The following is a 22,806-nucleotide window of genomic DNA, read 5'->3' on the forward strand; positions in this document are numbered from 1 at the left end:
CTTTCAAATCGTTTTTAGTCGAAAGATCTGATCGCAAGGTGGGCAGTTAGTTCAATCCTTATCCAGTTTTCAGGTTAAGTAAGCAAAAGCAGCCGATAAGGCTGCTTTTTTTTGCAAAAACTTAGTGAATACTTAATTGATTTCTTAACGAATAAATAACTTATAAAAGAGTCTATGCATCCATTTGCCATAGGGCGGAAAGATAAACTTACCACTCGATAACTTTCCTACTTTATGAATCGATTTTGCTTGTGAAAAAGTTTGAAAACCTTCTAAACCGTGATAATGCCCCATACCTGAGTCACCCACGCCACCGAAAGGAAGCTCTCCTTGAGCCAGGTGAATAATAGTATTATTAATACAGATACCACCCGAATGGGTTTGATATGAAACTAATTCTTGCTCTGTTTTATTAAAACTAAATAGATACAGCGCTAATGGTCGAGGACGTTCATTAATATAATCAATGGCTTGCTCAAGGCTGTTATAGGTCACTAAAGGCAGAATTGGGCCAAATATTTCTTCTGTTATTACTCGGGCATTACTTTGACAATTTTCGATAATAACCGGCGGCATTTTTCTGCTGTTATCAAAGACTTCGTTAGCAGGATTTACATAAGTCAGCTTAGCGCCACTTTTTATGGCATCGTCAAGTAATGACTGTAAGCGTTGGTACTGTGAATCATTAATAATATTGGAGTAATCCGGGTTATCTTTAACGCTAGGGTACATACGGCTAAATGCTTTAATGTAAGCACTGATAAATTCATCTTTTCTATGCTCTGGGCACAAGACATAATCAGGAGCTACACAGGTTTGCCCTGCATTCAGTGACTTACCAAAACAAATTCGCTCTGCCGCTAAGTCCATATCAACGTTATCAGTAATGATCACCGGCGATTTTCCACCTAACTCTAAAGTTACTGGTGTTAAATTTTTCGCCGCAGCCGCCATCACTAATCGCCCGACATTGGTAGAGCCAGTAAAAAATAGATGATCAAAATTAAGCTGAGAGAACACAGTGGAAACTTGTGTTTCTCCTGTTATCACAGCAACCTGATCTTGTACAAAGACTTTACTCAATACCTCTGTTAAACATTGATTAAACCTTGGGGTAAACTCAGAGAGCTTTATCATCACACGATTTCCCGCGGCGATGGCAGTAATCAGAGGGCTTAGACTCAAATATAATGGATAGTTCCACGGCACCATGATGCCAACAACACCTAGAGGCTGATAGATCACTTTATTACTGGCGGGTTGAAATATGACAGCAACTTTACGTCTTGATGCTTTACTCCAACTTTTAATTTGTTTTGTGCTCGAGTTAATCGCTTCAACCAAGGTTAACAGCTCAGAAATTCTCGTTTCATCATGAGAACGATGACCAAAATCAGCACTTAATGTAGTAATTAAAGCCTGCTGCTCTGCTAATAACACTAACTTCAATTGCTTTAACTGCGCAATGCGAGATGGAATATCAGGGTATTTATTAGCGGTAAAAGCTAAGCGTTGCGCAGCAAAAGTCTGCTCTATTTCCACCAGCGGAGTTTGTGGAAATTCATTATTTTCTTGATTGGCTTGAATCGCTTGAATCGCTTGAATGGTCATTTAATACTCGATACAGAATTTAAAAAATCTTATAGCTATCTTAAGTACCTAAACTACACCACTAATTGGCTAAGGCATAGGTACTTCAAGATAAATGTTACTGCGCCAAAGTTACCATGGCGCGTTTATAGCTTTAGTATTAACATTAATACGAACATTAATAGCTATGACTAAGGCGACAAATACTACTTAGTTCGCTCTAACAAACACTTGGCTCTTGATAAGTTTTTATTTTACTAACGCTGACAAGATGATCTAATAAAGTTAATATTTAGGCTACTTTCTTTAGCTAATAGTTAAACTAAAACTAAACTTTAAAGGCCACGGTATGCAGTATGAATTGCCCCTTAACAAGCGAAAATCGACAGGTAAAAATATAAGTACTTCGTTAATAGCGCTTATTTTTTCACTACTCGCCATTGGCTGTGGCGGTGCTAACAAGGTAGAAACAGAAGATGATCCCCAGTTAGTCACTGAACTGCCACCCGCTACAACCCTGCCAGAAAATAACAACAGTGTTAATCCGCAAGGTGACATAACTAATTTAAAACTTGTTAATCGAAATCCAGATTGTGCCGCTTATATTGGTTCATACAGTGCTGTTATCAATGATCTGCAGCAAGGTGATTCATTTACCAGCACGCTTGTTATTACCGTAAATAATGACTCATGTACTATGAGTAGCAATAACATTCCTAATCACGATGTTGGCGGTAATACCATCACAGGAACAAACTTCGCATCGAACGTTGCCCCTAATACCCTCAACTACGTGCTAAATATCCCTAGAAATCCGACAAAATACAGTGTGCCAAGCTATGTTAGAAAACAAGGCGGCTTTATTACCCTTAATGGTATTTTACTTAACGGTGTTGATTTAGATATGGACTCTGCTTTTTGTTATAACACTGAATTTACTACGCCACTGCAGATATCCTTAGGCACTAGGTCGCAATGTGGCTTATTTGCTGATTGGTATGCGGTGCCTGCCGCTAATCCTAACTATGTAGTATTAGATGAATATACTGGTCACCCGTTCGATGGTCGCTATCACTACCATGGTGATAATAATGGTTTATCACATGTGGAAACAGGCGAGTTAGAAAGCCCTTCATCGACAATTGTCGACCCAAGTGGCTCACCAGTTATTGGTTTTGCTCCTGATGGTTTTCCTATTTATGGTCACTATTTTTATGATACTGAAACTAATAACCTAAGAAAGGCTAAGTCCAGTTGGACAACTTATACCAATGAACGTGAAACACCTGCAGGTTCAACTATGCCCTTCCCGCCTATTGCCACACATACCCGTGGTATTTTTGTCGAAGATTGGTATTACTCCGCCGGCAGTGGTGACTTAGATGAGTGCAACGGTATGACTGATGCTTACGGAAATTATGGTTACTATTACACAGAAGATTATCCTTACGGACCGCTTTGTTCATTCGGCACTCCTGACTCGTCGTTTGTAATGCCTAACAGTGCTTATAATAATGGTGGCGCTAATTAAAAATTGAACCATCAAGAATTATGGTATTCCATAAACGCTTATTCATATGATAAGCAGGAATAACTGCAGTAAAGATATCTCGTAGCATTATCGCTTCATCTGGATCGCATTTTAAGTTCATCCAGTAATCACTCTTCTCTGAAGAAATAACTTCACCATTGTCCTTACCATACCCTTTACCCATTTTTCCAGCAACAAAGTAGCAAACATCTTATTTTTTACTTTGAAAACCTTAACCTCTTCACCAAAGGGGAAGTCTAATTTAACTTCTGGTTTACTCAGTAAGTATCGCTCTGCTTGTTTTTCATTAAGGCTACTCATCGTTTTTTCCCTGTTAACTGCTTTAACTAAACCGAACCCAGGTTAGCTTATTATTACTTACCGTAAGTAGTTACAGCATTTATAGTCTATAAATTTTGCTGATTGTTCAATCAAAGAAAGACAATATTACTTAAAACGTTCTACTTAAATAACCTGAACTCTGAATAATGAATGTTTTAACACGATGATGATAGTTTAATCGTTATTAAGGAATTTTTACGTACCCAATAGCTGGCTATTGGTAGGAGAAATAACGCTGATAGCGGTTAAAATAGCTTTGTTGTGTCATATTGCTTATCCAGAGTTCTTAAATACAATGAATGTATGCAATGATAACTGTGAGGCTGCTTATGTGCAGTACGCCAAAACTCAAAACTAAAGTCAAAGGGAAAGTAAAAACGGCTTCTATTGGCATATTATCGTCAATGAGTAGTAAGCAAAAGCAGCGGTTTACTGCTCATGCCAATGCAGCTAACCTGCGACGGACAGAAAAGACTCTTTTTGATAAAGCAAAGTCAAAACGAATAGAGCCACTAAACAGTTAAAAAATAAACTCTCATAAAAAACCAATAAAAACAAGGATAAGAAAACTTGGTTTTACTGGTTTTTATCAGCATCTGTTTTGAGCTATTTAAAAAAGCAGTACTGCGCCAATAATGACTCTGAGTTGGAACTAGACTGCTGGCGAAATACAAGTGGAGCTTTTATTAATCACTTACTTAAGCAATGCTTCAAGTAGCTAGCTAAATAGAGCCTTTAAACACTAGCATTAAGCGCTATTAATTGACGACTCTAAAGCCTCATTAGAAAGAGTAAGTAGCTTCAATCCAGGCGCTTAAACCTTCGCTCGGTAAACGAGTCATAACTGCTGTACCAACTTCTTGAACACGGTTATAGCCGCCTAGGTGATTTTGATACTCTCTATCAAATAAGTTATCGACACCACCACGAAGGGTAACCCCTGAAGTAACAAAGTATTCAACATCAATATTAACTAAACCGTAACCTGAGGTCGCTTGTTCGGTATTCGTTGCTGATACATCATCTTGTGCAGCTACCGCAACTAAGGTTAAATTCGTTATGATATTTTCATCGTGATAACTAAAGCTCACTTGACCATTTAATGGCGCAATACGATAGAGGTTATCATCAATATCGCGACGTTCCCCCTTCACATAACTGGCAATGCCTGATAATTGAAAGTTATCGCTAAGATTGTAATACCAGTTAACATCAGCGCCATACAACTTGGCATCAACGTTACTAAATTTTAGTGGGTTGTCATCACCTGACATCATAGATGCCATCATTTTAGCTGATGCATCTGCCATTCCCATTGGTGTACCTTGGATATAATTATCAATATTTTGATAAAATATATGCGGTGCAATCATGAAATCGCTACTTTGCCATGTTAAACCAAGGTCTCCTTGATAGGCCGTTTCAGACTCAAGATTAATATCGCCAATATAAGTATGACCATCAGCTAAACCACCGGTGGACTCCATTGGTGTCCATAAATAACGTTCTTGATATGAAGGTGCGCGGCTTTTCACACCGACACCAATATATAACGATAATACTTCAGTTAACTGAGTTTGTGTGCTTAAAGCAATATCTACATTGGTGTCTGAAATTTTTCGGTCTGCGTTATTAAAGTCGTCTTGCAAGTCACTGGCTAACTCAGCCATGCTTGGCATACCGTTCATATTGCCCATAGTAGAATCCATATCTGAGTGCTTATCTTCCGTATTATGAGTCATACCAGCCATTGGCATGTTCGCCATAGAGGTATTTACTTCATCGGCATTAGCTATAGCATGCTTAACTCTGACACCAAATTGCACTTCAGTTTGTCCATATTGGTTTTGCCACTCAGTAAATATGCCAAACCTATCATCTTGCACGTTATTGAAGTTAACTACCTCAAACATGGCATCACTAGGGTTAGAGATCACTGAGTCGTGTGTCGCTAAATAACCATCAACGCCGAACGCTATTTCACCTAACAAAAAGCCACCAAAGCTCAATTCACGATTTAAAACAAGTTTAAAATCAGTAGTGTCGGCAAGTGCGGTATTTCGACGCTGTTTCATCAGATCATGGACACGCATGGCAAAATTAGTCATACCATGATCAGCATCTAAATAACCTAATGACCATTCACCTTGCCATTCACCTAATAAGAAATCACCATCTAAATTGATACGTTGACTTTCAATGTACTCAATATCCATTGGTAGCGCCGGTGTGCCTGAATCAGTAGTTTTAGTGTAGTGATAACTTAAACCAACGGTATTACTTTCAACTGAATGTCTGATATCAAAACCGGCTTGAATTTTATCAAACTCAGTGGGTGAAATCACAGTACCGTCACCACTTTCCATATCATCAGCTCCTTGGGTATTGCCATAAAGCAGTAGAGCAACATCACCTTTAGCAATATTAGTAACACCTGAAAGTGTACTAGCGCCATTATTACTACGATAGCCAGTTTGTAAGTCACCACTTACTTGCGCAGTTTCAGAGTCCATAACTTCTGCTTTACGCATTTTAATATCAATAGCGCCACCTACTGTATTCATACCCGCCGATACCGGTGCAATACCACGATAAACTGTCATAGAGTCAACAATGAGTGGCGTTGAATAACTTAAGGGGGTATCCATCGCATTAGGGCCGGCACCAACAATAGGGTGACCATCAAGTGAGGTAGCAACACGGTCGCCAAATAAACCGCGATATTGAGCTACGCCGGTAATGGGTCCATTGCTATTAATATTCGCACCCGGCACTGATGCTAACCAGTTGGCTAAATCAGCTTCTGTCGTTTTGCCTTGGGCATAACTTTGGTTATCTGTAAATGCGTTATGGCGTTGGTTTGAAATAGTGATAATTTCAATGTCTTTATTACTTTGATTATCTTTAACAGCGCCTTGGGCATTATTCGCCAAAGTTGGCAATGCTAAAGTACTACAGCCAAAGACAACTAGGTTAACAGCGACAGCAAGAGGTTTAAGGGAAAATTTCATCGGTAACTCACTTACAAGTAATATTAAGAGGAATTCAGTTAATAGAATTAAGATACCGCTATTTTGTAAGTGATTTCATCTGGATACAAAGTAAAATTGACAATGTGCGACAAAGTGTCGCACCTTAAAACTCGCTTAGTTGCGCTAGGTCAAATATGCCCAGGGCATTTAGTAAAATCCTTTAAATTACGCCCGCTTTTTTAAGATGATTCATGGCGATTTTAATACGCGAAGCTTTCATTTTGGCATATGAAGCACGAGTAACGTTAAAAGCGAAGTAGTGCACCCCTGCTGAGTTTTCTACAAAACCGATATACCAACCCAACATGGCTTTACTGCTTTTATCTGCAGCAGTAACTTTACCGGCCCCCGTTTTAGCATATAACTTATAATCTGCCGTACTATCAACTAACATAACCTCTGTTAATATTTCAATACTTTGCGGTTTAACCGCTAGCTGATTTCGATGCATTCTTTGTAAAAATTGTACTTGCTCAATAGCAGATATTTTCATGCTGCCACCTAGCCAAAAATTGTCTATGCCTGAAGAGATATCTTGATTTCCATAAGAAAAGTTATCGACATAAGACTGCATTTTCTGCTGACCAATATCCGTAGCAAGCTGCCGATATATTGCCACCATAGAGAATTTAAAGGCTGAGTTCAGGTTATATTCAGCTAACTTCCATACCGATGGCCACCACTTTTGCACTGGGTATTTTTCTTTATCAAAAGTTAACGCCTGCTTGGCATCTGCTATTATTTGAGTGTCGAGCCCTATTAAACTGTTTGCCACTTTAAAGGTAGAAAAAGGAGAGAAACGTTGCTTTGCTCTTGCTTTATTCACTAATAATAATGTTTCACTTTCTTCGATGATCGATGTACTTTGAGTCGCTTTGTCACTCTCTTGTTCACTTACTATTTGACTAACCTTGACGCTGACTTTTGTACTTAACAAGACAAAGGTACAGTCATTATTACTGACTAGGCAAAGTTCATTGCTAGCACTGACTTGGTAAGTAAAGCTGCTCAGTGCCAAGGCACTAACAATACTGATAACTTTTTTCACAAAAACTTCCTTATTGGCGATTGATTTGGCGCGATTAAGAACAAAAATAATACGCTGCTTCAACGGGGGAAACAATGTCATACATCAAGCAAGATGATTTATGTCATTGAGGTGGTGACAAACGCTAATTTAATGTCACAATGGATGCATAGGTTATCAACAGGAAGATGAATGAAAGCTTTTTTTACCTTAGTTTTTATACTATTAAGTGCTACTACTTTTGCTACAGAGCAAGCCGAAGAAATTTTCGCTCAGCTAACGCCGTCACTTTATCAAATTAAATTGATTGATAAAGCCAGTGGCGAGAAGTCTTCTATCGGCTCAGGCTTTCAGATCAGTGCAGATGGCATTATTGCCACTAATTACCACGTGATATCTAGTTATGCCCGTCACCCGGAAAAATATCGCATTGAATACTTAGACCACCAAGGCAAAGCGGCGCAAGTTGACTTGGTCAGTGTCGATGTTATTAATGATCTGGCGCTAGTCAAACGTAAAGTTGATGGAGAGATGCCCTATTTCATGCTTGCTGATAAAAAGCCTATTAAAGGTGAAAAGCTATTTGCTTTAGGTAATCCTCATGATTTGGGCATGATTGTGGTACCAGGCACTTATAATGGTTTGAAAAAAGAATCCTTTAATGAGCGCATTCATTTTACCGGTTCAATTAACTCTGGTATGAGCGGTGGCCCTGTTGTTAATAAAAACGAGCAGGTTGTTGGTATTAATGTCGCGACTTCAGGTAACCAAATTGGCTTCTTAGTACCCCATGATAAATTGGTAACGCTTTTTAGCGACTACAACAAGCAGCCGCCTAGCGATATTAAACAGCAAATGTCGGCACAATTAATGGCAAGCCAAAACAAGCTAATGTCGGCACTTATTAATAGCCCTTGGCAAAATAAAGAATTAGCCGGTAAAGCAATTATACCAATTATTGAAGTACCTTTTATTCGTTGTTGGGGTGACTCTAATGCCGATAAAAAAGATGCCCTTATTTTGCGCGCCATTGCCAATTGTTCGTTAAATGAGAGCACTTACCTCTCTTCACACTTTTTTACCGGTACTGTTGAGCTAGATTTTAGTTATATGGAGGCCAAAGATCTCAGCGATAATAAGTTTTATCACTTATATCAACAGCAAATATCCCGTGCCAGCGCAGGTAATAGAGCAGGAAAGGATGATGTCAGTGAGTATCAATGTCATCATGACTTAGTCAGCCCGAGCAGCACCGCCAATACCAGCCAAACCATAAATAATAAAAGTATTTTTTGCACTCGTGCTTACAAGGACTTCCCCGGCTTATTTGATGTTTTGTATTTAGGCGCCAGCATAGATAAAAATCAACAAGCTTTGCTTAGCCATTTTACCTTAGCCGGAGTAAGCCAAGAAAATGCGATGACTTTTACTGGTAAATTTATGGAGGCGGTGTCATGGAAGTAATTAAAGAAAATCAGGATGCCTTCACAACAACTGAACCTATGATAGCTATGACAAATAATGACGTACCTCTAGAGGCAGGTGAAATCATTATTGAAGAAATCACGCGTAACCATAAACTTTTACATAGGCACCGCTTACATCAACATGAGGTTGCTATTGGCCGTGGTTATCAAAATGATATTATTTTGGCTGACCCACATATTTGTCCACAACACTTAACGATAAAATTTTCTCAAGGCGCATGGCAGCTTAATGACAACAATTCAGTTAACGGCACAGTATTAGAAAGGAACAAAAAAAATCAGCAAGATGAAAATCAACAGATAATTAATGATGGCGATGTCATTATTGTCGGAAAAAGCCAGTTAAGAGTGATGTTTAGTGACCATAAAGTAGCAGAGGCTATTGCTTTTAGTCCCTTTGAATCCCTTATCGATATCATCAGAAATCCAATTGCCGTGTTTATCAGTATTGCTTTATTTATGCTGATTTCTGCCAATATTTCCTACTTAAGCCAGCCGACAGAAATCAATATCAGCCAGTTATTTGTTAGCGCACTGAAAATGACCTTAATATTTGCAGTATGGCCTGCTGGAGTGGCATTAGTGTCTCACCTGACCAAGCATGATCCGCGCATATTAGCGCAACTGGGTATAAGCTTTACTTTTTTCATTCTTTTGTGGCTTAGCGATTTATTGGAAGAGATTATTGCCTTTAATTCAGCGAGCAGTTCAATGCTTGGCTTAATTATTAGCTTACTGCCAATAGGAATAGCCTTTAGCCTATTTTGGTTAAACAGTTATATTGGTTTTCATGTCAGCGCTAAGCGTCGAATGATTGTCGCCATAAGCATTACTACCCTAGTATTCGGTGGTAGCTACTTAATACAATACAGTAAAAAGGCTGAGTTTAACCCTCGGCCACAATACAATTCCACCATAATGGCGCCCAAGTTTTTAATTGCTCCCAGCAGTGACGTTGATACTTTTTTAGAGCGCAGTAATGCTTTGTTTGAGCAAGCCAGCAAAGCAGCTCAACAAGACTAAGAAATATCTATCGAAAGCAGCTATACAAAAGCACCAATAAAAAAGGCTTATTTCCTCGGGAAATAAGCCTTTTTTGCTATCTCTATAAGCTAGGTTGCCTCAAGGGGAAACGCCTAGTGAGAGTGAGTTATGGGCGAGGAATAAAACCTACCGCATCATATACCGAGCTAAGCACCTTACTTGCGCGAGCTGATGCTTTTTCAGCACCATTACGCATAACTTGCTCTAAGTATGCTTGGTCTTGTCTATATTCATGGTATTTGGTTTGAATGGGCTCTAACAACGCAACTACCGCATTGGCGACATCACCTTTTAAGTGTCCATACATTTTATCTTCGTAAGTTGGTACTAAGTCGGCAATGCTTTGTCCGGTAGCACAAGATAGTAACGACAATAAGTTCGATACTCCTGGCTTTTCTTCCGTATTAAAATAGATACGCGCTTGCTCGTCAGAATCAGTAACAGCACGTTTAATTTTCTTAGCAATTTTTTTAGGGTCTTCTAATAAACCAATAAAGTTGCCAGGGTTATTATCTGACTTAGACATTTTTTTAGTTGGCTCAAGTAAACTCATTACTCGTGCGCCTTGCTCAGGAATGAACGGCTCTGGTACAGTGAAAATATTACCATAAAGGTTATTAAAACGAGTGGCTATGTCTCTTGCTAATTCTAAATGTTGCTTTTGATCATCCCCTACTGGTACACAATTAGCACCGTAAAGTAAGATATCCGCGGCCATCAATACTGGGTAAGTGAATAAACCTGAGTTCATATTAGCTTCAGATTTTTGTGACTTATCTTTATATTGAGTCATGCGATTTAATTCGCCCATTTGCGTATAGCAATTAAGCACCCAACTCAATTGCGCATGCTCGGGTACATGAGACTGAATAAAGATAGTACTTTGCTCTGGATCAACACCACAAGCTAGGTACAAGGCTAAGCCATCTAAGGTTGCCTTGCGTAAGTCCTCTGCTTTAGGACGAACAGTAATGGCGTGTTGATCAACAAGCATGTAATAACATTCATGGGTCGATTGCATATTGACCCATTGCTTTAATGCGCCTAAATAATTACCGATAGTTAACTCGCCCGATGGCTGACAGCCACTTAATACAATAGGTTTACTTGTCATTACTTATACCCTTAGAAGACTTAATTCTTAACTTATATTTACTTGTTTATGTTAACTACGAGACTTTGGCTAACTCAGCGCGCATTTCGTCAATTGCGACTTTATAGTCACCTTGAGAAAATATTGCCGAGCCTGCAACAAACATATCTGCACCTGCTTCGGCGATTTCTGCAATATTGTTAGCTTTAACACCACCATCAACTTGCAAACGTATGTCATAACCGCTTTGCTTAATCCTTTCTTTTACCAAACGTAACTTATCTAATGTTGTTGGAATAAAAGATTGGCCACCAAAACCTGGGTTAACTGACATTAATAATATAACGTCAAGCTTGTCCATAACAAAGTCTAAACAATGCAAAGGTGTTGCCGGGTTCAGTACTAATCCCGCTTTACAGCCATTGTCTTTAATTAGCTGTAAACTTCTATCAATGTGATCACTAGCTTCAGGATGAAAAGTGATGATGTCAGCTCCTGCTTTAGCGAATCCAGGGATAAGCGTATCAACATTTTTAACCATTAAATGCACATCAATTGGCGCGGTAATACCGTAATCACGTAACGATTTACAGATCATTGGCCCGAAAGTTAAGTTCGGCACAAAGTGATTATCCATCACATCGAAGTGAACAATGTCGGCACCGGCGGCTAAAACCTTAGCAACATCATCACCTAAACGAGCAAAGTCGGCTGATAAAATAGAGGGAGCAATTAAAAATGGTGACATGAGTGTGAATCCTAGAAAAATATGCCGCTATTATACCCATGCTAGGTGAAAATGCGAGTGTCGAGCCCAAGCGACCACCTAGGCTGCTGCACTTTTAGTGAACATTTACCAAATAAGCGCACCAACATTGCTCATCTTAGAGGTTAAACAAGCAGCTAGTGAACATTTCATTAAAAAACAACAATACTAAACATCTGATTTTAAATAATAAAAAGATCAATAGATATTAAAGTCCATATTTTTTGATCTAGGCATCATGCTTGCTAATTAACCAGTAGACACTTTTTATAACAAACGACAATGAGATCTGATTATGAAAAAAACAATAACAACAATGGTTATCACATCACTATTGGCAGCTTCTGCTATTTCATTCCAAGCATCAGCTACTGAAGGCTTGTCAGCTAACGTTGCTGCGACTAACAACTATTTATGGCGTGGCCTTGAGCAAACAGCTGGTGATGCTGCGGTTTCCGGTGGTATTGATTATGCTAGTGATTCAGGCTTTTATACCGGTACTTGGCTATCAAACGCATGGGGCGGTACTGAATTAGATTTGTACGGTGGTTTTGGTGCAGATATCAATGAGAACATGTCATATGATGTTGGCTTTATTTACTTTGCTTACCCGGATGCTGATGATGCAGATTTTTCTGAAATCTACGCTAGCTTTACTTTTACCGGTTTAACGGTGGGTGTTGCTGTATTAGCATCAGCTGCTCTTGATGGCATTGATGCCGGTGATTCTGTCTACATTAATGCCGATTATGCTTTAACCCTTGGTAATGAAGCTGAAGTTAATTTCCACCTTGGTAATTACAGTGGTGACTTCTCTACTGACTCTACTGACTTTGGTGTTTCAATAAGCAAAGACAATTTCACTTTCGGTGTTTCAAAAACTGATTACGATGACGGTAGCAGTAGTAATGATATGAAATTCTACGTTTCTTACTCTGTAGATATTGCTTTATAATTCAATTTTTCAATAAACTGTCGAAAAAACAGTCAAAGACATTAAGGTGAACCTAGGTTATACTGGTTCACCTCTTTTAGAAGATAGTATGAAAAAATGTCAAAACGGACGATGACAAACACACCTTTATCAAAATTTATGCAGCTTAGTTTTGCATTCACCCTAACTTTGCTTACTCTATTTAGTTTTAATCAATATAACGACAATAAAACCACAAAAATACAAAAACTTAGCTCGTGCTCCTATGTTGCATCAAACCTGCCAATGAACCATGTAAACCATCCCTGCCAAGCTAGTGGAATGTCAAATAAAATCTGGTTATCTTGGCTATCGGGTGACAGTAAATCTACACATTTACACTTCTTATATTTAGCCGAGTTGCTCCATTATAGCTTCCATTAATATGCTCTGTGTCATACTAAGTAGCCTCTTAACTACTTTTAAAAGTGTTGCTGCGGCATTTTTTGGTGTGCAAAGTGAAAGTGCTCGAAAACGTGATTTCTCACAAGGTAAACTCAGTCACTTTATTGTGGTAGGTATTATTGCTGTACTGATATTTATTGCTTCATTAATTGCGATTGTTAGCTTAGTGATACCAAGTTAAATAGGTACTATCACTTATATAATGCCAATAACTCGGCAACTTTCTTACGCTTGTTAGCACTTTGACTAATGGTTCGAGCGACCTTGAGTGATTTTATTTTTACCGCATGCTCGTAAATCTTTCGTGTCCAAATGGTATCATGATTAGAAATCACCACAGAAATAGTACCATTCTCGCTAACTTCTTCAGCCGCATTGGCAAGATCTGCTTGTTCATCTAAGCCAAAACCATTTCCTGCATAACTGGTAAAACTTGCTGTTTTACTCAATGGCACATACGGTGGATCACAATAAATCACATCGCCATTTTCTGCTCGTGCAAATGTTTGACGATAACCTTCACAGACAAATATCGCTTTTTGAGATTTTTCAGCAAAATAGTTCAATTCAGCTTCGGGAAAATAAGGACGTTTATATTTGCCAAATGGAACATTGTAGCCGCCTTTCTTGTTATAACGACATAAGCCGTTATAACCATGACGATTCATATATAAAAAGACTAAGGAGCGAAAGTAGCTATCTTTACTGGCGTTGAAATCAGCACGCAATTGGTAATATTTTTCAGCTTGATTATGCTCAGGATTAAAAAATTTTCGGGCATCTTCAATGAAACTGTCCGAATTTACTTGGACAATTTTATAAAGGTTTATTAAATCTTGATTAATATCATTCAGAATATACTCATCGAAATCAGTATTTAGAAAAACGGACCCTGCACCAACAAAAGGTTCGATAAGGCGACGTTCATTTGGTAGCATTTTTGAAATAACATCACACAGCCTATATTTACCGCCAGCCCACTTCAAAAATGCTCGATGTTTATTATTCATGCTACCGACTAAACCCGCAACTTCACTTAATCAAATTAAAGGCGGATTGTAGCTTGTATTAGCCCTTAAAGGTATTTATTTCACTTATTACCAATGAAATATCCTTAAGCCAAGGTTCACGTATACTAAGACTTACTGGTAATAACTTTAACGCTGCTTTGGCCATAGCTTTATTTGCATAAACTTTTGAAGTAACCACAATAAAACGTTGCTGCGCTAGTAATCTTTGATAGCTAAATAAGCTCTCTGTGGGGTATTTGTCAATAAAGCCATACCAAAGTTTTTTATCAGAAAAACCCGCAAGTTGAATAACATAACCATGTTCGTAGACCACTACTTGGTTTTGATAATAATTGTTATCTATTTTTGTAACTGTTGTAGTTTTGACTATTTCGGTTGGTTTTTTCTCGCCTTGATCATTAACCTGTTTATTGGCAATACCTTTAGGGGGGATGACTGCTGTTGTTAAACTATTAGACGACTGAGCTAACGCATTTATCACATCATCGGCATTAGCAGGCACTTGCATAGCCTGACTCAAAACCGGTAAAGCCAATATTGCCATATTAATATCTTCAGCCGAAGCGGCTACCCCTAGCCCGACTTTAACTATATTATCAGCAGTAACTAGTTTTTGTTTCTTTTCCATCTGTCTAACAATTTGCTCAGCTGAACTATCCGTGTTTTTTATTGCTGACAAAGCTGTATCACTATTTTTGGCGTAAATGGACTCTTGGCTCAAATTACTACTGTTCTTATTGAAGTCTTCTGTAATTAATTGATAGCCCCAAATAACGATACCTGCCAGTACTAGCATGACTAAAAACAAACTGAATTTTTGCCACTGTGTTAATGAACTGCTGACTTCATCATGGTGTATTTTTTTGTCATCCAAGCTTAGTACTTGTCCTGATGCAGCATCAATTACAGCCATTTTATTTTTAAATAGGCTTTTATTTGACGATAATTGCTTTGCCGCGTCGGTTAAGCCAAAAAGTACCACATTAATTATCAGGTTATGTTTCTTAGCCAAATGGACTAACTGACTTAATTCGTACTTAAGCTGTAACGAAAGCGCGTGTGCATGATCTATTACTATAGATATAGCTTCACCCTGCTGCTTAGCGAATCGTAAGACACTCACAGCTAAGGACTGCTCAGGATCAAATAAAGTATTTATAAACAACTGCTCTACTAACCGACAGCGAATTTGAATATCGTTTAATTTTATTGAGGCTGAGACAAAGGCTACATTGAAATGACTTTCGTTCTTATCGGAAGGTCCATTAGAAAGGCTTACCAGATATTGGCTAGCTAATTGAGAGTACTGCTCTGTGCTGTTAGCTATAACTAACACCGCTTGCTTTGCAAAACGTAAGTTATAATCTATCCGTGTAGACACACTAATATCTGTAGGCGCATTTGCAGACAAGGGGTTATGTCCAACAAGGGCTTGCTCTGTTGTCGAAGTATTCTCTAACGCGGACATGCTTGATCCTTTCTATACTGTAAATTCTTCTTAATAGCCGTTAAGCGAATAAGAAAAAGATAATTATAGAATTTCTTGAAGCGTATCCTGGGTGACATCGTCACGAATTTCAGACTGGCCTATCGCGGTTGGTATAATAAATCGGAGTTTACCGGCAATATTTTTTTTATCTCGGCGCATATGACGCATAAATTCAGCAAACCCCATATCCTGTGGAGCAATAACAGGTAGATCAAATGCTGTAATTAGTTTTTCCATGCGTCGTAATTCTGACACTTCAAGCAAATTCATTGCTACTGCTAGTTTAGCAGCAAGTACCATGCCAGTTGCAACAGCTTCACCATGCAACCATACCCCGTAGCCTTGTTCAGCTTCGATGGCATGACCAAAGGTATGACCTAGGTTTAGCAGCGCTCTAACGCCCGACTCTCTTTCATCACTAGCGACAATATCAGCTTTGCACTGACAGCACTTTTCAATCATCTGCGCTAAAACTTGCTTGTCTGCAGATTTTATCGCCGCGATATTGGCTTCAAGCCACTCGAAAAACTCTTTATCACCTAAGATTCCGTACTTAATTACTTCTGCCATTCCCGCGTTAAACTCACGAACTGGTAAAGTTTTAAGACTATCGATATCAATAAAAACAGCTTTAGGCTGGTAAAAAGCACCAACCATATTTTTACCTAAAGGATGATTTATCGCAGTTTTCCCTCCTACCGAAGAGTCAACTTGAGACAGTAAGCTTGTTGGTATTTGAATGAAATCAATGCCGCGTTGATAACATGCTGCTGCAAAACCCGTTATATCACCAATAACTCCGCCGCCTAAGGCTATCAAAGTAGTATCTCTACCGTGTTCGTTAGTTAACAGATGAGACATAATGACTTCAAAATTAGCTAAGCTTTTTTCAGCCTCACCATCAGGAAGAATGACTTCATCAACGGTAAAGTCAGTTAACTTTGCTTTGAGTGCATCGATATATAAAGGAGCTACTAGGTCGTTTGAGACAATACAAACTCGCTTGGCACGGATATGCGAAGAAAGCAGTTCTGTTTTACTTAACAGACCTGAATCAATATAAATAGGATAACTACGCGTGCCTAGATCAAGATTTAGAATTGCCATAACAAGTTACTACTAGCTTCCAATGCAGAATAAATTTAAAAATCGAGTCTTTCAATAATTTTGTGAGCGACTACTTTTGCACTTTGATCATCAGTTTGCACTATGATATCTGCAATTTCTTCATAGAGAGGGTTACGTTCAACAGCCAAGTTTTCTAGGACTGTACGAGGCTCTTCCGAAGTTTGCAATAGTGGACGACGACGATCTCTTTGAGTTCGTGCAACTTGTTTGTCTATTGTCGTTTCAAGATAAACTACAATACCGCGAGCGGATAAGTGATTACGAACATTGGTACTGATTACTGAGCCACCACCTGTCGCTAAAACAATACCTTGTTTTTCACTTAGATCTTCAATTACAGTTTCTTCTCTTTTGCGGAAACCTTCTTCACCTTCAAGATCAAAAACCCAAGCAATATCTGCTCCTGTACGACGTTCTATCTCCTGATCAGAGTCAAAAAACTCAAGATGCAATCGGTCGGCTATCTCTCTACCGATAGTGCTCTTTCCAGCACCCATAGGGCCTATAAGGAATATGTTACGTTTTTCTGCCATTAGATTTACTTAATACTCGTTGTGTTAACAGAACAGCCAGAAGACTAAATCTCAATGAAATAGTGCTTTTGACCAAAAAGAGGTCTCCCTCAGAAATTTCAAGGGCGTAATTATCGCAAGTGTTGGCTATAAAATGCAAGTAACAATAGTACTAACTTGGTTAAAAAACCGCTTTTAAAATTAAAAAATCCATCAAATGCCTTAATTAGGTGGCATTTAATGGATTTTTTCTCATCAAGTACCTTAGAATTCTTCGGTAACAATTCTAGGCGTGACGAAGATCAACAACTCTTTTTTCTCATTTAACTGGCTGGTCGTTCTAAATAACCAACCTAAATAAGGAATATCACCTAGCACTGGAATTTTAGAAACTGTACTGATAATTGCTTGTTGATAAATACCGCCGAGTACAATAGTTTCACCATTACTGACTAGTACCTGTGTGCCAATGCGCTGAGTATCGATCGCGGGTGCAAAACCACTAGTAATATCTGATATTGTATCTTGTGTTACAACCAAATCTAAAATGATTTTATCATCAGGGGTAATATGTGGGGTTACCGTTAAACTCAACACTGCTTTTTTAAATTGTGTGGAGGTTGCACCACTTGATGCGGCCTCTTGATAAGGTATTTCAACACCTTGCTCAATGTAAGCCTCTTTCTGATTTGCCGTCGTAATACGTGGACTAGCAATCACTTCACCTTTATTTTCTTTCTCAAGTGCTGAAAGTTCAAGATCTAAAATAGTACCATTGGCTAATCTAGCAATTTGAAAGGCGATTGTACCTGCCGGTGTCGCCACAGGTAAGTTAACATTTAACCTATCAGCTAAGTCAGGCACACTACCTCCACGAGCTACATCAACACCTTCTAAGCTTCCTGATACAGTTCCTTCACCATCAGTATTAGTTACGCCCCAACGAATACCTAGCTCTTCATTCATATTATCTTTAACAGTAACCATTCGAGCTTCGATAACAACTTGACGAACAGGAACATCGAGAATAGTAACCATACGTTTAATGTCTTCAATACTCTTAGCTGTATCACGGATTAATAAAGTGTTCGTGCGTTCATCTACAGAGACACTACCGCGTGCAGATAAAATACTGGTATCTTCATTTTTAATTAATTCGGCAAACTCTGCCGCTTTAGCATAATTTATTTGCACGTACTCAGTATACAAGGTAGCAAGTTCCTCAACTTGTTGCTTAGCTTGTAAAGCTTGAGCTTCACGGGCAGCGAGTTCATCACTTGGCGCAACCATCAAGATATTGCCCTGCATGCGTTTATCTAAGCCCTTAACCTTTAAAATAATACTTAAAGCTTGATCCCATGGCACACCATCTAGACGTAGGGTAATATTACCTGTGACGGTATCACTGATAATAAGGTTAAATTCGTTATAGTCGGCGATTATCTGTAGAACGGTACGTACCGGTATGTCTTGAAAACTTAATGAAATACTACGACCTTTAAAGTCATCAGTTTCTCCTAAGTATGTTGGTGCTTTTACCGGCTTCTCTTTTACCGTTAATATAAACAGGTTTTCTTCCTGTTTCTGGGTAAAGATAAAACCACTTGCAACGTCAATGACTAAACGAGCGTTACGTCCCTCTTTAAAGGTTTCAATACTGGTAACTAACGTACCAAAGTCAGTCACATCTAATTTATAAAGTAAATCATCAATAATTTCAGTGTTATGAAATTCAAGATTTAATTTACCTAATCTGTCATTAACATCTGCAGCTAGCATACTACTTTTAAGGTAAACTAATATTTGCCCTTCATTATCGCTATTTAATCTAAAATCAATTGACTCTATATGGTTAATATACGCTTCACCTGCTGGGCTTAAAGTCTCTACCACATGAGCTGAATCGCCATAGTTAAAGGTAATGGCAAACTCTTTGTCGTTATTGAGAGTAACATCAAAAACTGAAAGTTTCTCTAAACTGATTAAAGCAACAACCTTTCCTGAGGTGGCGTCTAAAGCAATAGTTTTTACACCTGCGTGATTCACTAATGTTTCTTTTATATCTTTACCAAAAGCTTTAGCATCAAAAGTTACCTCGACAAAAGCAGGTGTCATTGATGTTTGAATTTCAGGTAAAACTGTAATATTTTCAGCAAAGCTAAACACTAAAACAATCTGATCATTTTGTATGGTGTTATAAGAAATACCAAGCAGTTCATTGTCAGTATCAGCAGCACTCGCTGAAACTGACAGTAAGGATGTAGATAACAGTAACAGTGTCGTAAGCCAGAGCCCTTTAATAGCAGTAAAGCCTTTATAATTTTTCATTTGATTAAATAGCATTATTAATTCCTTTACTTATTTGACTCTTCAGATTGTACGATATTCAATTTCGCTTCACGCTCTGCCCAACATCCGGCACCATCTGGGGCTAATTCAATAATTTTCACAGTTTTTGCACTCACTTGTGTGATACGGCCATTGTATAAGCCTAGGTAGTTTCCAACAGCAACTCTATGTAAACTTGAATCTGAGGCTTCTAATAAAGCCCAGAGCATGCTGGCATCACCTAAGGTGCCGCGCATTGTTAAGTCACTTAAAGCATATTTTTCTAGCGGTTGTTTACGACGGTTAGTATCAGGGCTTAAACACCCCGCCATTTGCTGCATTTTTTGCTGAATGGCTTCAGGTTTTGGCAATACAAATGGACTACGTAAATCATCTGCTGAGTAAGCTATATGAATAAAAGGATTGACCTCTGGTATAGGGTCAATGTAATTAGTTGTGGTTGCTTTCACCTGAGCCATATGAGCTTTTATTTCAGTAGTATCATCAAAACAGCCAGAGACTAAAGCGAGCGATACTACACCAAGTACCTTTAGTGTTTTAGCCGTTAAACTATGTGTTGTCATTCGGCTGTCCCCTGTTGATAACGGTAGGTTTTAGCTTGTAACGTTAAATTTAAAGTCTTGCTATCATCATGTTTAATCTTAATTTTAAAATCATGTAAGGTTACAATCCTTGGCAGACCAGCAATTTTACTGACGAATTGACCAAATGAGTGGTACGAACCGATGACTTCAATATCAATAGGTAATTCAATGTATATTTCTTTACTAATTTCTGGCTGCCACTCTAATTTGACAAAATCAAGACCACTGGTGGTGCCAACAAAAGTTATGTCATCTAATAGCCCAGGAATTTCGTGACTATTAGGTAAGCTTCTAAGTTGATTGGCAAAAGTATCTTCAGCTTCAACCATTTGTGCGCGGAATAAATCTAAATTAGCCGCGACATGGTATTTTGTTCGATAGGACTGCTTTAAAGTACCTTCTTCAACGAAACCACGATCAAGTTGCTTAATTTGATCACTAATTAAGGCCATATATCCCAAAAAAGCCACTGCGACCGCTAAAAAAACAGCTAACAGCAACTTAGCTGCAGCAGGCCACTGACCAATATTGTCAAGTTCAAGATTGTCAAACTGGGATGCATCAAACTTCATCATTTGCTCCCTTTCCTTGCGCTAGCATCATCCACTAAGCCTTTTATTTTAACTTTCATTTTAAAACTACTAAGCAACTTAGGAGAGCCATCGTCAGCCGTAATAGACTCGGGGGTCGCATCCACAAATAAGTCAGATAACTCAACCGCTCGAATCATATTAGCTAAATGATTGTTCGATTCACTTTTTCCGATCAGTTGTAAAGTGTTACCTTGCTTTTCCATTTCAGTAATGTAGACACCATTAGGAATAATCTTAGCGATTTCATCAAGTACTTGCGTACCTACATTTCGACTACGTTGTAATTGCTCAATAACATTAATGCGTTTTTCGAGTGCGGATTTTTTATCGTTTAAAGTTCTTATTTCAGCAATTTGAATATCCAGCTGTGCAATCTCATTTTTTAGATATTGGTTTTTACTATTCTGACCATCAATGCGCGCTTGAAAATAAAAATTAATCATAAGTACAAGTGCTAATACGGTCAAACCGACTGCGGTTAAAATAGTAAAGTATTGTTTTTTTTGTGCCTTGAGTGCTTCTTCACGCCAAGGAAGAAGATTTATATGTGCCATGGCGTAAAACTCCTTAAAGCGAGTCCAGTTGCTACCATCAATTGAGGAGCAACATTAGCGAGTTCGTCTTGATCTACTAACTCACTAATTGTCATATCATGAAAGGGGTTAGCAATAACAGTATGAATACCTAGCTCTTCAGTAAGTAAAACTTCAATACCTTCTAATCCAGCTGTGCCACCAGAAATCAATAAGTAATCAACTTTGTCTTGGCCACTAGTCGTTAAGAACATTTGAATGGCACGACGTATCTGTTGCATTAGTACGGTATGGAAAGGAGCTAACACTTCAAAAGTATAGTTTGGCGGTAAATCATTTGAGGTTTTAGCCTCTTCAGCTTGTTCAAAAGATTTATTATAATATGAAACAATTGAGCGGGTATATTGCTCACCACCAAACATTTGATCACGACTATAAATATGTTTACCAGCATCGGTAGCCGAAAAAAGCGTTACCGTTGAACCTATATCAACTATAGCAACAACTTTATCTTTGGCATCTTCAGGTAATTGCGTTAAGCAAAGATCGTAAGCTCGACCAACAGCATATGACTCAACGTCAATCACCTTGGCATTAAAGTCACCGGCATCTAAAGCCGCAACACGCGCCTCAATAGATTCAGTACGAGCTGCACTTAGCAATACATTAACTTTACTTGGATCTGACTCGTTAACATCAAGAGTCTCAAAATCTAAACTGACTTCATCTAGTGGGAATGGAATGAGACTATCGGCTTCAATCTCGATTTGACTGGCAAGTTCATCTTCAGTCAAAGCAACATCCATATAGATAACTTTGGTAATAACCGTTTGTCCTGATACCGCGGCAGCGGCGTCTGTAGCTTTAGCTGAAATTTTCTTTCTTAGTTTTGCTATAACAGCGCCAACCGATTCAATATCTTGAATTTCACGATCTACCACCGAACCTCGTGGCATTGGCTCTATAGCAAAATCTTCCATTACAAAGCCTTCGCTTCCCTGACTCAATAATACGGCTTTTGCCGAATGGGAGCCAATATCGATCCCCACCATCATTGAACTTTTCTTTTTAAACAGTTTGTCTAGCATAACGACCTACAATTTTATTTTTGTAATTATTTTAGACGCAAAATACGCATAAATACATTTATTACATGCTTTTACACGATATACTAGTATTATCTAACATATTAATCCACTTATTGGCCTTCTGTTGTGTTTTCAATCAAAAAATTATTTAAAGTCAGTCTGATAGTGTTCATTTTGATAGCTATTGCCGGTTATAGTTTATACCTGAC

The 22,806-nt window shown here is 38.5% G+C and carries 19 protein-coding genes and 1 pseudogene; 5 read left to right on the forward strand and 15 right to left on the reverse strand.

The genetic code is table 11. The annotated features are described in order from the left end of the window. Positions 1-144: 144 nt before the first annotated feature. On the reverse strand, positions 145-1,611 hold the full coding sequence (locus HRT50_RS11455; protein ID WP_291614533.1) for a coniferyl aldehyde dehydrogenase: 1,467 nt from the start codon (positions 1,609-1,611) through the stop codon (positions 145-147). Between the two features lie 328 nt (positions 1,612-1,939). Between HRT50_RS11455 and HRT50_RS11460 the strand changes: the two genes are divergently transcribed. Next, positions 1,940-3,121: a YHYH protein gene (locus HRT50_RS11460; protein ID WP_291614535.1), complete on the forward strand. Its 1,182-nt coding sequence runs from the start codon at positions 1,940-1,942 to the stop codon at positions 3,119-3,121. 1 nt (position 3,122) lies between these two features. Here the strand turns inward: HRT50_RS11460 and HRT50_RS11465 are convergent. The 3 genes and pseudogenes from HRT50_RS11465 to HRT50_RS11475 all read right to left on the reverse strand — a co-directional run. Next, a pseudogene (locus HRT50_RS11465) lies at positions 3,123-3,442 on the reverse strand (MmcQ/YjbR family DNA-binding protein); the annotation flags it as partial. Positions 3,443-4,245: 803 nt separating this feature from the next. Next, positions 4,246-6,474: a TonB-dependent receptor gene (locus HRT50_RS11470; protein ID WP_291614537.1), complete on the reverse strand. Its 2,229-nt coding sequence runs from the start codon at positions 6,472-6,474 to the stop codon at positions 4,246-4,248. 181 nt (positions 6,475-6,655) lie between these two features. After that, the gene (locus HRT50_RS11475; RefSeq protein WP_291614539.1) at positions 6,656-7,543 is read right to left on the reverse strand and encodes a penicillin-binding transpeptidase domain-containing protein; all 888 of its coding nucleotides are present in this window, start codon (positions 7,541-7,543) and stop codon (positions 6,656-6,658) included. Between the two features lie 171 nt (positions 7,544-7,714). Here HRT50_RS11475 and HRT50_RS11480 point away from each other — a divergent pair, with 171 nt between their 5' ends. Continuing rightward, on the forward strand, positions 7,715-8,986 hold the full coding sequence (locus HRT50_RS11480; RefSeq protein WP_291614541.1) for a trypsin-like peptidase domain-containing protein: 1,272 nt from the start codon (positions 7,715-7,717) through the stop codon (positions 8,984-8,986). Next, the gene (locus HRT50_RS11485; protein WP_291614543.1) at positions 8,977-10,032 is read left to right on the forward strand and encodes an FHA domain-containing protein; all 1,056 of its coding nucleotides are present in this window, start codon (positions 8,977-8,979) and stop codon (positions 10,030-10,032) included. Before HRT50_RS11480 ends, HRT50_RS11485 begins: the two co-directional genes overlap by 10 nt. Before the next feature lie 127 nt (positions 10,033-10,159). On the opposite strand, the gene trpS is transcribed toward HRT50_RS11485, so the two are convergent. Both trpS and rpe read right to left on the reverse strand, forming a co-directional pair. Further along, a complete protein-coding gene (gene trpS, locus HRT50_RS11490) occupies positions 10,160-11,167 on the reverse strand; it encodes a tryptophan--tRNA ligase (protein WP_291614545.1) in 1,008 nt (335 codons plus the stop codon). A gap of 55 nt (positions 11,168-11,222) precedes the next feature. Continuing rightward, positions 11,223-11,894 (reverse strand): ribulose-phosphate 3-epimerase, encoded by a 672-nt coding sequence (rpe, locus tag HRT50_RS11495; RefSeq protein ID WP_291614547.1) that lies wholly within the window; start codon positions 11,892-11,894, stop codon positions 11,223-11,225. A gap of 313 nt (positions 11,895-12,207) precedes the next feature. On the opposite strand from rpe, the gene HRT50_RS11500 reads away from it, so the two are divergent. Together HRT50_RS11500 and HRT50_RS11505 are read left to right on the forward strand one after the other, a co-directional pair. Next, on the forward strand, positions 12,208-12,867 hold the full coding sequence (locus HRT50_RS11500; RefSeq protein ID WP_291614549.1) for a TorF family putative porin: 660 nt from the start codon (positions 12,208-12,210) through the stop codon (positions 12,865-12,867). 403 nt (positions 12,868-13,270) lie between these two features. After that, on the forward strand, positions 13,271-13,471 hold the full coding sequence (locus HRT50_RS11505; protein ID WP_291614551.1) for a DUF2970 domain-containing protein: 201 nt from the start codon (positions 13,271-13,273) through the stop codon (positions 13,469-13,471). Between the two features lie 10 nt (positions 13,472-13,481). On the opposite strand, the gene HRT50_RS11510 is transcribed toward HRT50_RS11505, so the two are convergent. The 9 genes from HRT50_RS11510 to HRT50_RS11550 form a co-directional block, all read right to left on the reverse strand. Then, positions 13,482-14,300 carry a Dam family site-specific DNA-(adenine-N6)-methyltransferase gene (locus HRT50_RS11510; RefSeq protein WP_291614553.1) on the reverse strand — a complete coding sequence of 273 codons (819 nt, stop codon included), beginning with the start codon at positions 14,298-14,300 and terminating at the stop codon, positions 13,482-13,484. Positions 14,301-14,358: 58 nt separating this feature from the next. Then, positions 14,359-15,789 carry a hypothetical protein gene (locus HRT50_RS11515; protein WP_291614555.1) on the reverse strand — a complete coding sequence of 477 codons (1,431 nt, stop codon included), beginning with the start codon at positions 15,787-15,789 and terminating at the stop codon, positions 14,359-14,361. A 63-nt stretch (positions 15,790-15,852) separates the two neighbouring features. Next, positions 15,853-16,917: a 3-dehydroquinate synthase gene (gene aroB / locus HRT50_RS11520; RefSeq protein WP_291614557.1), complete on the reverse strand. Its 1,065-nt coding sequence runs from the start codon at positions 16,915-16,917 to the stop codon at positions 15,853-15,855. A 35-nt stretch (positions 16,918-16,952) separates the two neighbouring features. Further along, on the reverse strand, positions 16,953-17,471 hold the full coding sequence (aroK, locus tag HRT50_RS11525) for a shikimate kinase AroK (protein ID WP_291614559.1): 519 nt from the start codon (positions 17,469-17,471) through the stop codon (positions 16,953-16,955). A gap of 243 nt (positions 17,472-17,714) precedes the next feature. Next, positions 17,715-19,793 (reverse strand): type IV pilus secretin PilQ, encoded by a 2,079-nt coding sequence (locus HRT50_RS11530; protein WP_291614561.1) that lies wholly within the window; start codon positions 19,791-19,793, stop codon positions 17,715-17,717. Between the two features lie 11 nt (positions 19,794-19,804). After that, the gene (locus HRT50_RS11535) at positions 19,805-20,362 is read right to left on the reverse strand and encodes a pilus assembly protein PilP (protein WP_291614563.1); all 558 of its coding nucleotides are present in this window, start codon (positions 20,360-20,362) and stop codon (positions 19,805-19,807) included. Beyond that, entirely contained in the window at positions 20,359-20,955 is a 597-nt protein-coding gene (locus tag HRT50_RS11540; protein WP_291614570.1) for a type 4a pilus biogenesis protein PilO, read from the reverse strand. The genes HRT50_RS11535 and HRT50_RS11540 overlap by 4 nt, the downstream gene beginning before the upstream one ends. Continuing rightward, entirely contained in the window at positions 20,955-21,530 is a 576-nt protein-coding gene (locus HRT50_RS11545; protein ID WP_291614566.1) for a PilN domain-containing protein, read from the reverse strand. Before HRT50_RS11545 ends, HRT50_RS11540 begins: the two co-directional genes overlap by 1 nt. Beyond that, positions 21,518-22,597: a pilus assembly protein PilM gene (locus tag HRT50_RS11550; protein ID WP_291614568.1), complete on the reverse strand. Its 1,080-nt coding sequence runs from the start codon at positions 22,595-22,597 to the stop codon at positions 21,518-21,520. The genes HRT50_RS11545 and HRT50_RS11550 overlap by 13 nt, the downstream gene beginning before the upstream one ends. Between the last annotated feature and the right edge of the window lie 209 nt (positions 22,598-22,806).

The sequence above is a fragment of the Colwellia sp. genome (genome assembly GCF_013215345.1).
Classification (GTDB): Bacteria; Pseudomonadota; Gammaproteobacteria; order Enterobacterales; family Alteromonadaceae; genus Colwellia.

What these genes read in the sequence shown, in the direction of transcription:
- HRT50_RS11455 (WP_291614533.1), bottom strand. Translation starts at nt 1,611, where the DNA reads ATGACCATTCAAGCGATTCAAGCGATTCAAGCCAATCAAGAAAATAAT.
- HRT50_RS11460 (WP_291614535.1), top strand. Translation starts at nt 1,940, where the DNA reads ATGCAGTATGAATTGCCCCTTAACAAGCGAAAATCGACAGGTAAAAAT.
- HRT50_RS11470 (WP_291614537.1), bottom strand. Translation starts at nt 6,474, where the DNA reads ATGAAATTTTCCCTTAAACCTCTTGCTGTCGCTGTTAACCTAGTTGTC.
- HRT50_RS11480 (WP_291614541.1), top strand. Translation starts at nt 7,715, where the DNA reads ATGAAAGCTTTTTTTACCTTAGTTTTTATACTATTAAGTGCTACTACT.
- HRT50_RS11485 (WP_291614543.1), top strand. Translation starts at nt 8,977, where the DNA reads ATGGAAGTAATTAAAGAAAATCAGGATGCCTTCACAACAACTGAACCT.
- trpS (WP_291614545.1), bottom strand. Translation starts at nt 11,167, where the DNA reads ATGACAAGTAAACCTATTGTATTAAGTGGCTGTCAGCCATCGGGCGAG.
- rpe (WP_291614547.1), bottom strand. Translation starts at nt 11,894, where the DNA reads ATGTCACCATTTTTAATTGCTCCCTCTATTTTATCAGCCGACTTTGCT.
- HRT50_RS11500 (WP_291614549.1), top strand. Translation starts at nt 12,208, where the DNA reads ATGAAAAAAACAATAACAACAATGGTTATCACATCACTATTGGCAGCT.
- HRT50_RS11505 (WP_291614551.1), top strand. Translation starts at nt 13,271, where the DNA reads ATGCTCTGTGTCATACTAAGTAGCCTCTTAACTACTTTTAAAAGTGTT.
- HRT50_RS11510 (WP_291614553.1), bottom strand. Translation starts at nt 14,300, where the DNA reads ATGAATAATAAACATCGAGCATTTTTGAAGTGGGCTGGCGGTAAATAT.
- HRT50_RS11515 (WP_291614555.1), bottom strand. Translation starts at nt 15,789, where the DNA reads ATGTCCGCGTTAGAGAATACTTCGACAACAGAGCAAGCCCTTGTTGGA.
- aroB (WP_291614557.1), bottom strand. Translation starts at nt 16,917, where the DNA reads ATGGCAATTCTAAATCTTGATCTAGGCACGCGTAGTTATCCTATTTAT.
- aroK (WP_291614559.1), bottom strand. Translation starts at nt 17,471, where the DNA reads ATGGCAGAAAAACGTAACATATTCCTTATAGGCCCTATGGGTGCTGGA.
- HRT50_RS11530 (WP_291614561.1), bottom strand. Translation starts at nt 19,793, where the DNA reads ATGCTATTTAATCAAATGAAAAATTATAAAGGCTTTACTGCTATTAAA.
- HRT50_RS11535 (WP_291614563.1), bottom strand. Translation starts at nt 20,362, where the DNA reads ATGACAACACATAGTTTAACGGCTAAAACACTAAAGGTACTTGGTGTA.
- HRT50_RS11540 (WP_291614570.1), bottom strand. Translation starts at nt 20,955, where the DNA reads ATGAAGTTTGATGCATCCCAGTTTGACAATCTTGAACTTGACAATATT.
- HRT50_RS11545 (WP_291614566.1), bottom strand. Translation starts at nt 21,530, where the DNA reads ATGGCACATATAAATCTTCTTCCTTGGCGTGAAGAAGCACTCAAGGCA.
- HRT50_RS11550 (WP_291614568.1), bottom strand. Translation starts at nt 22,597, where the DNA reads ATGCTAGACAAACTGTTTAAAAAGAAAAGTTCAATGATGGTGGGGATC.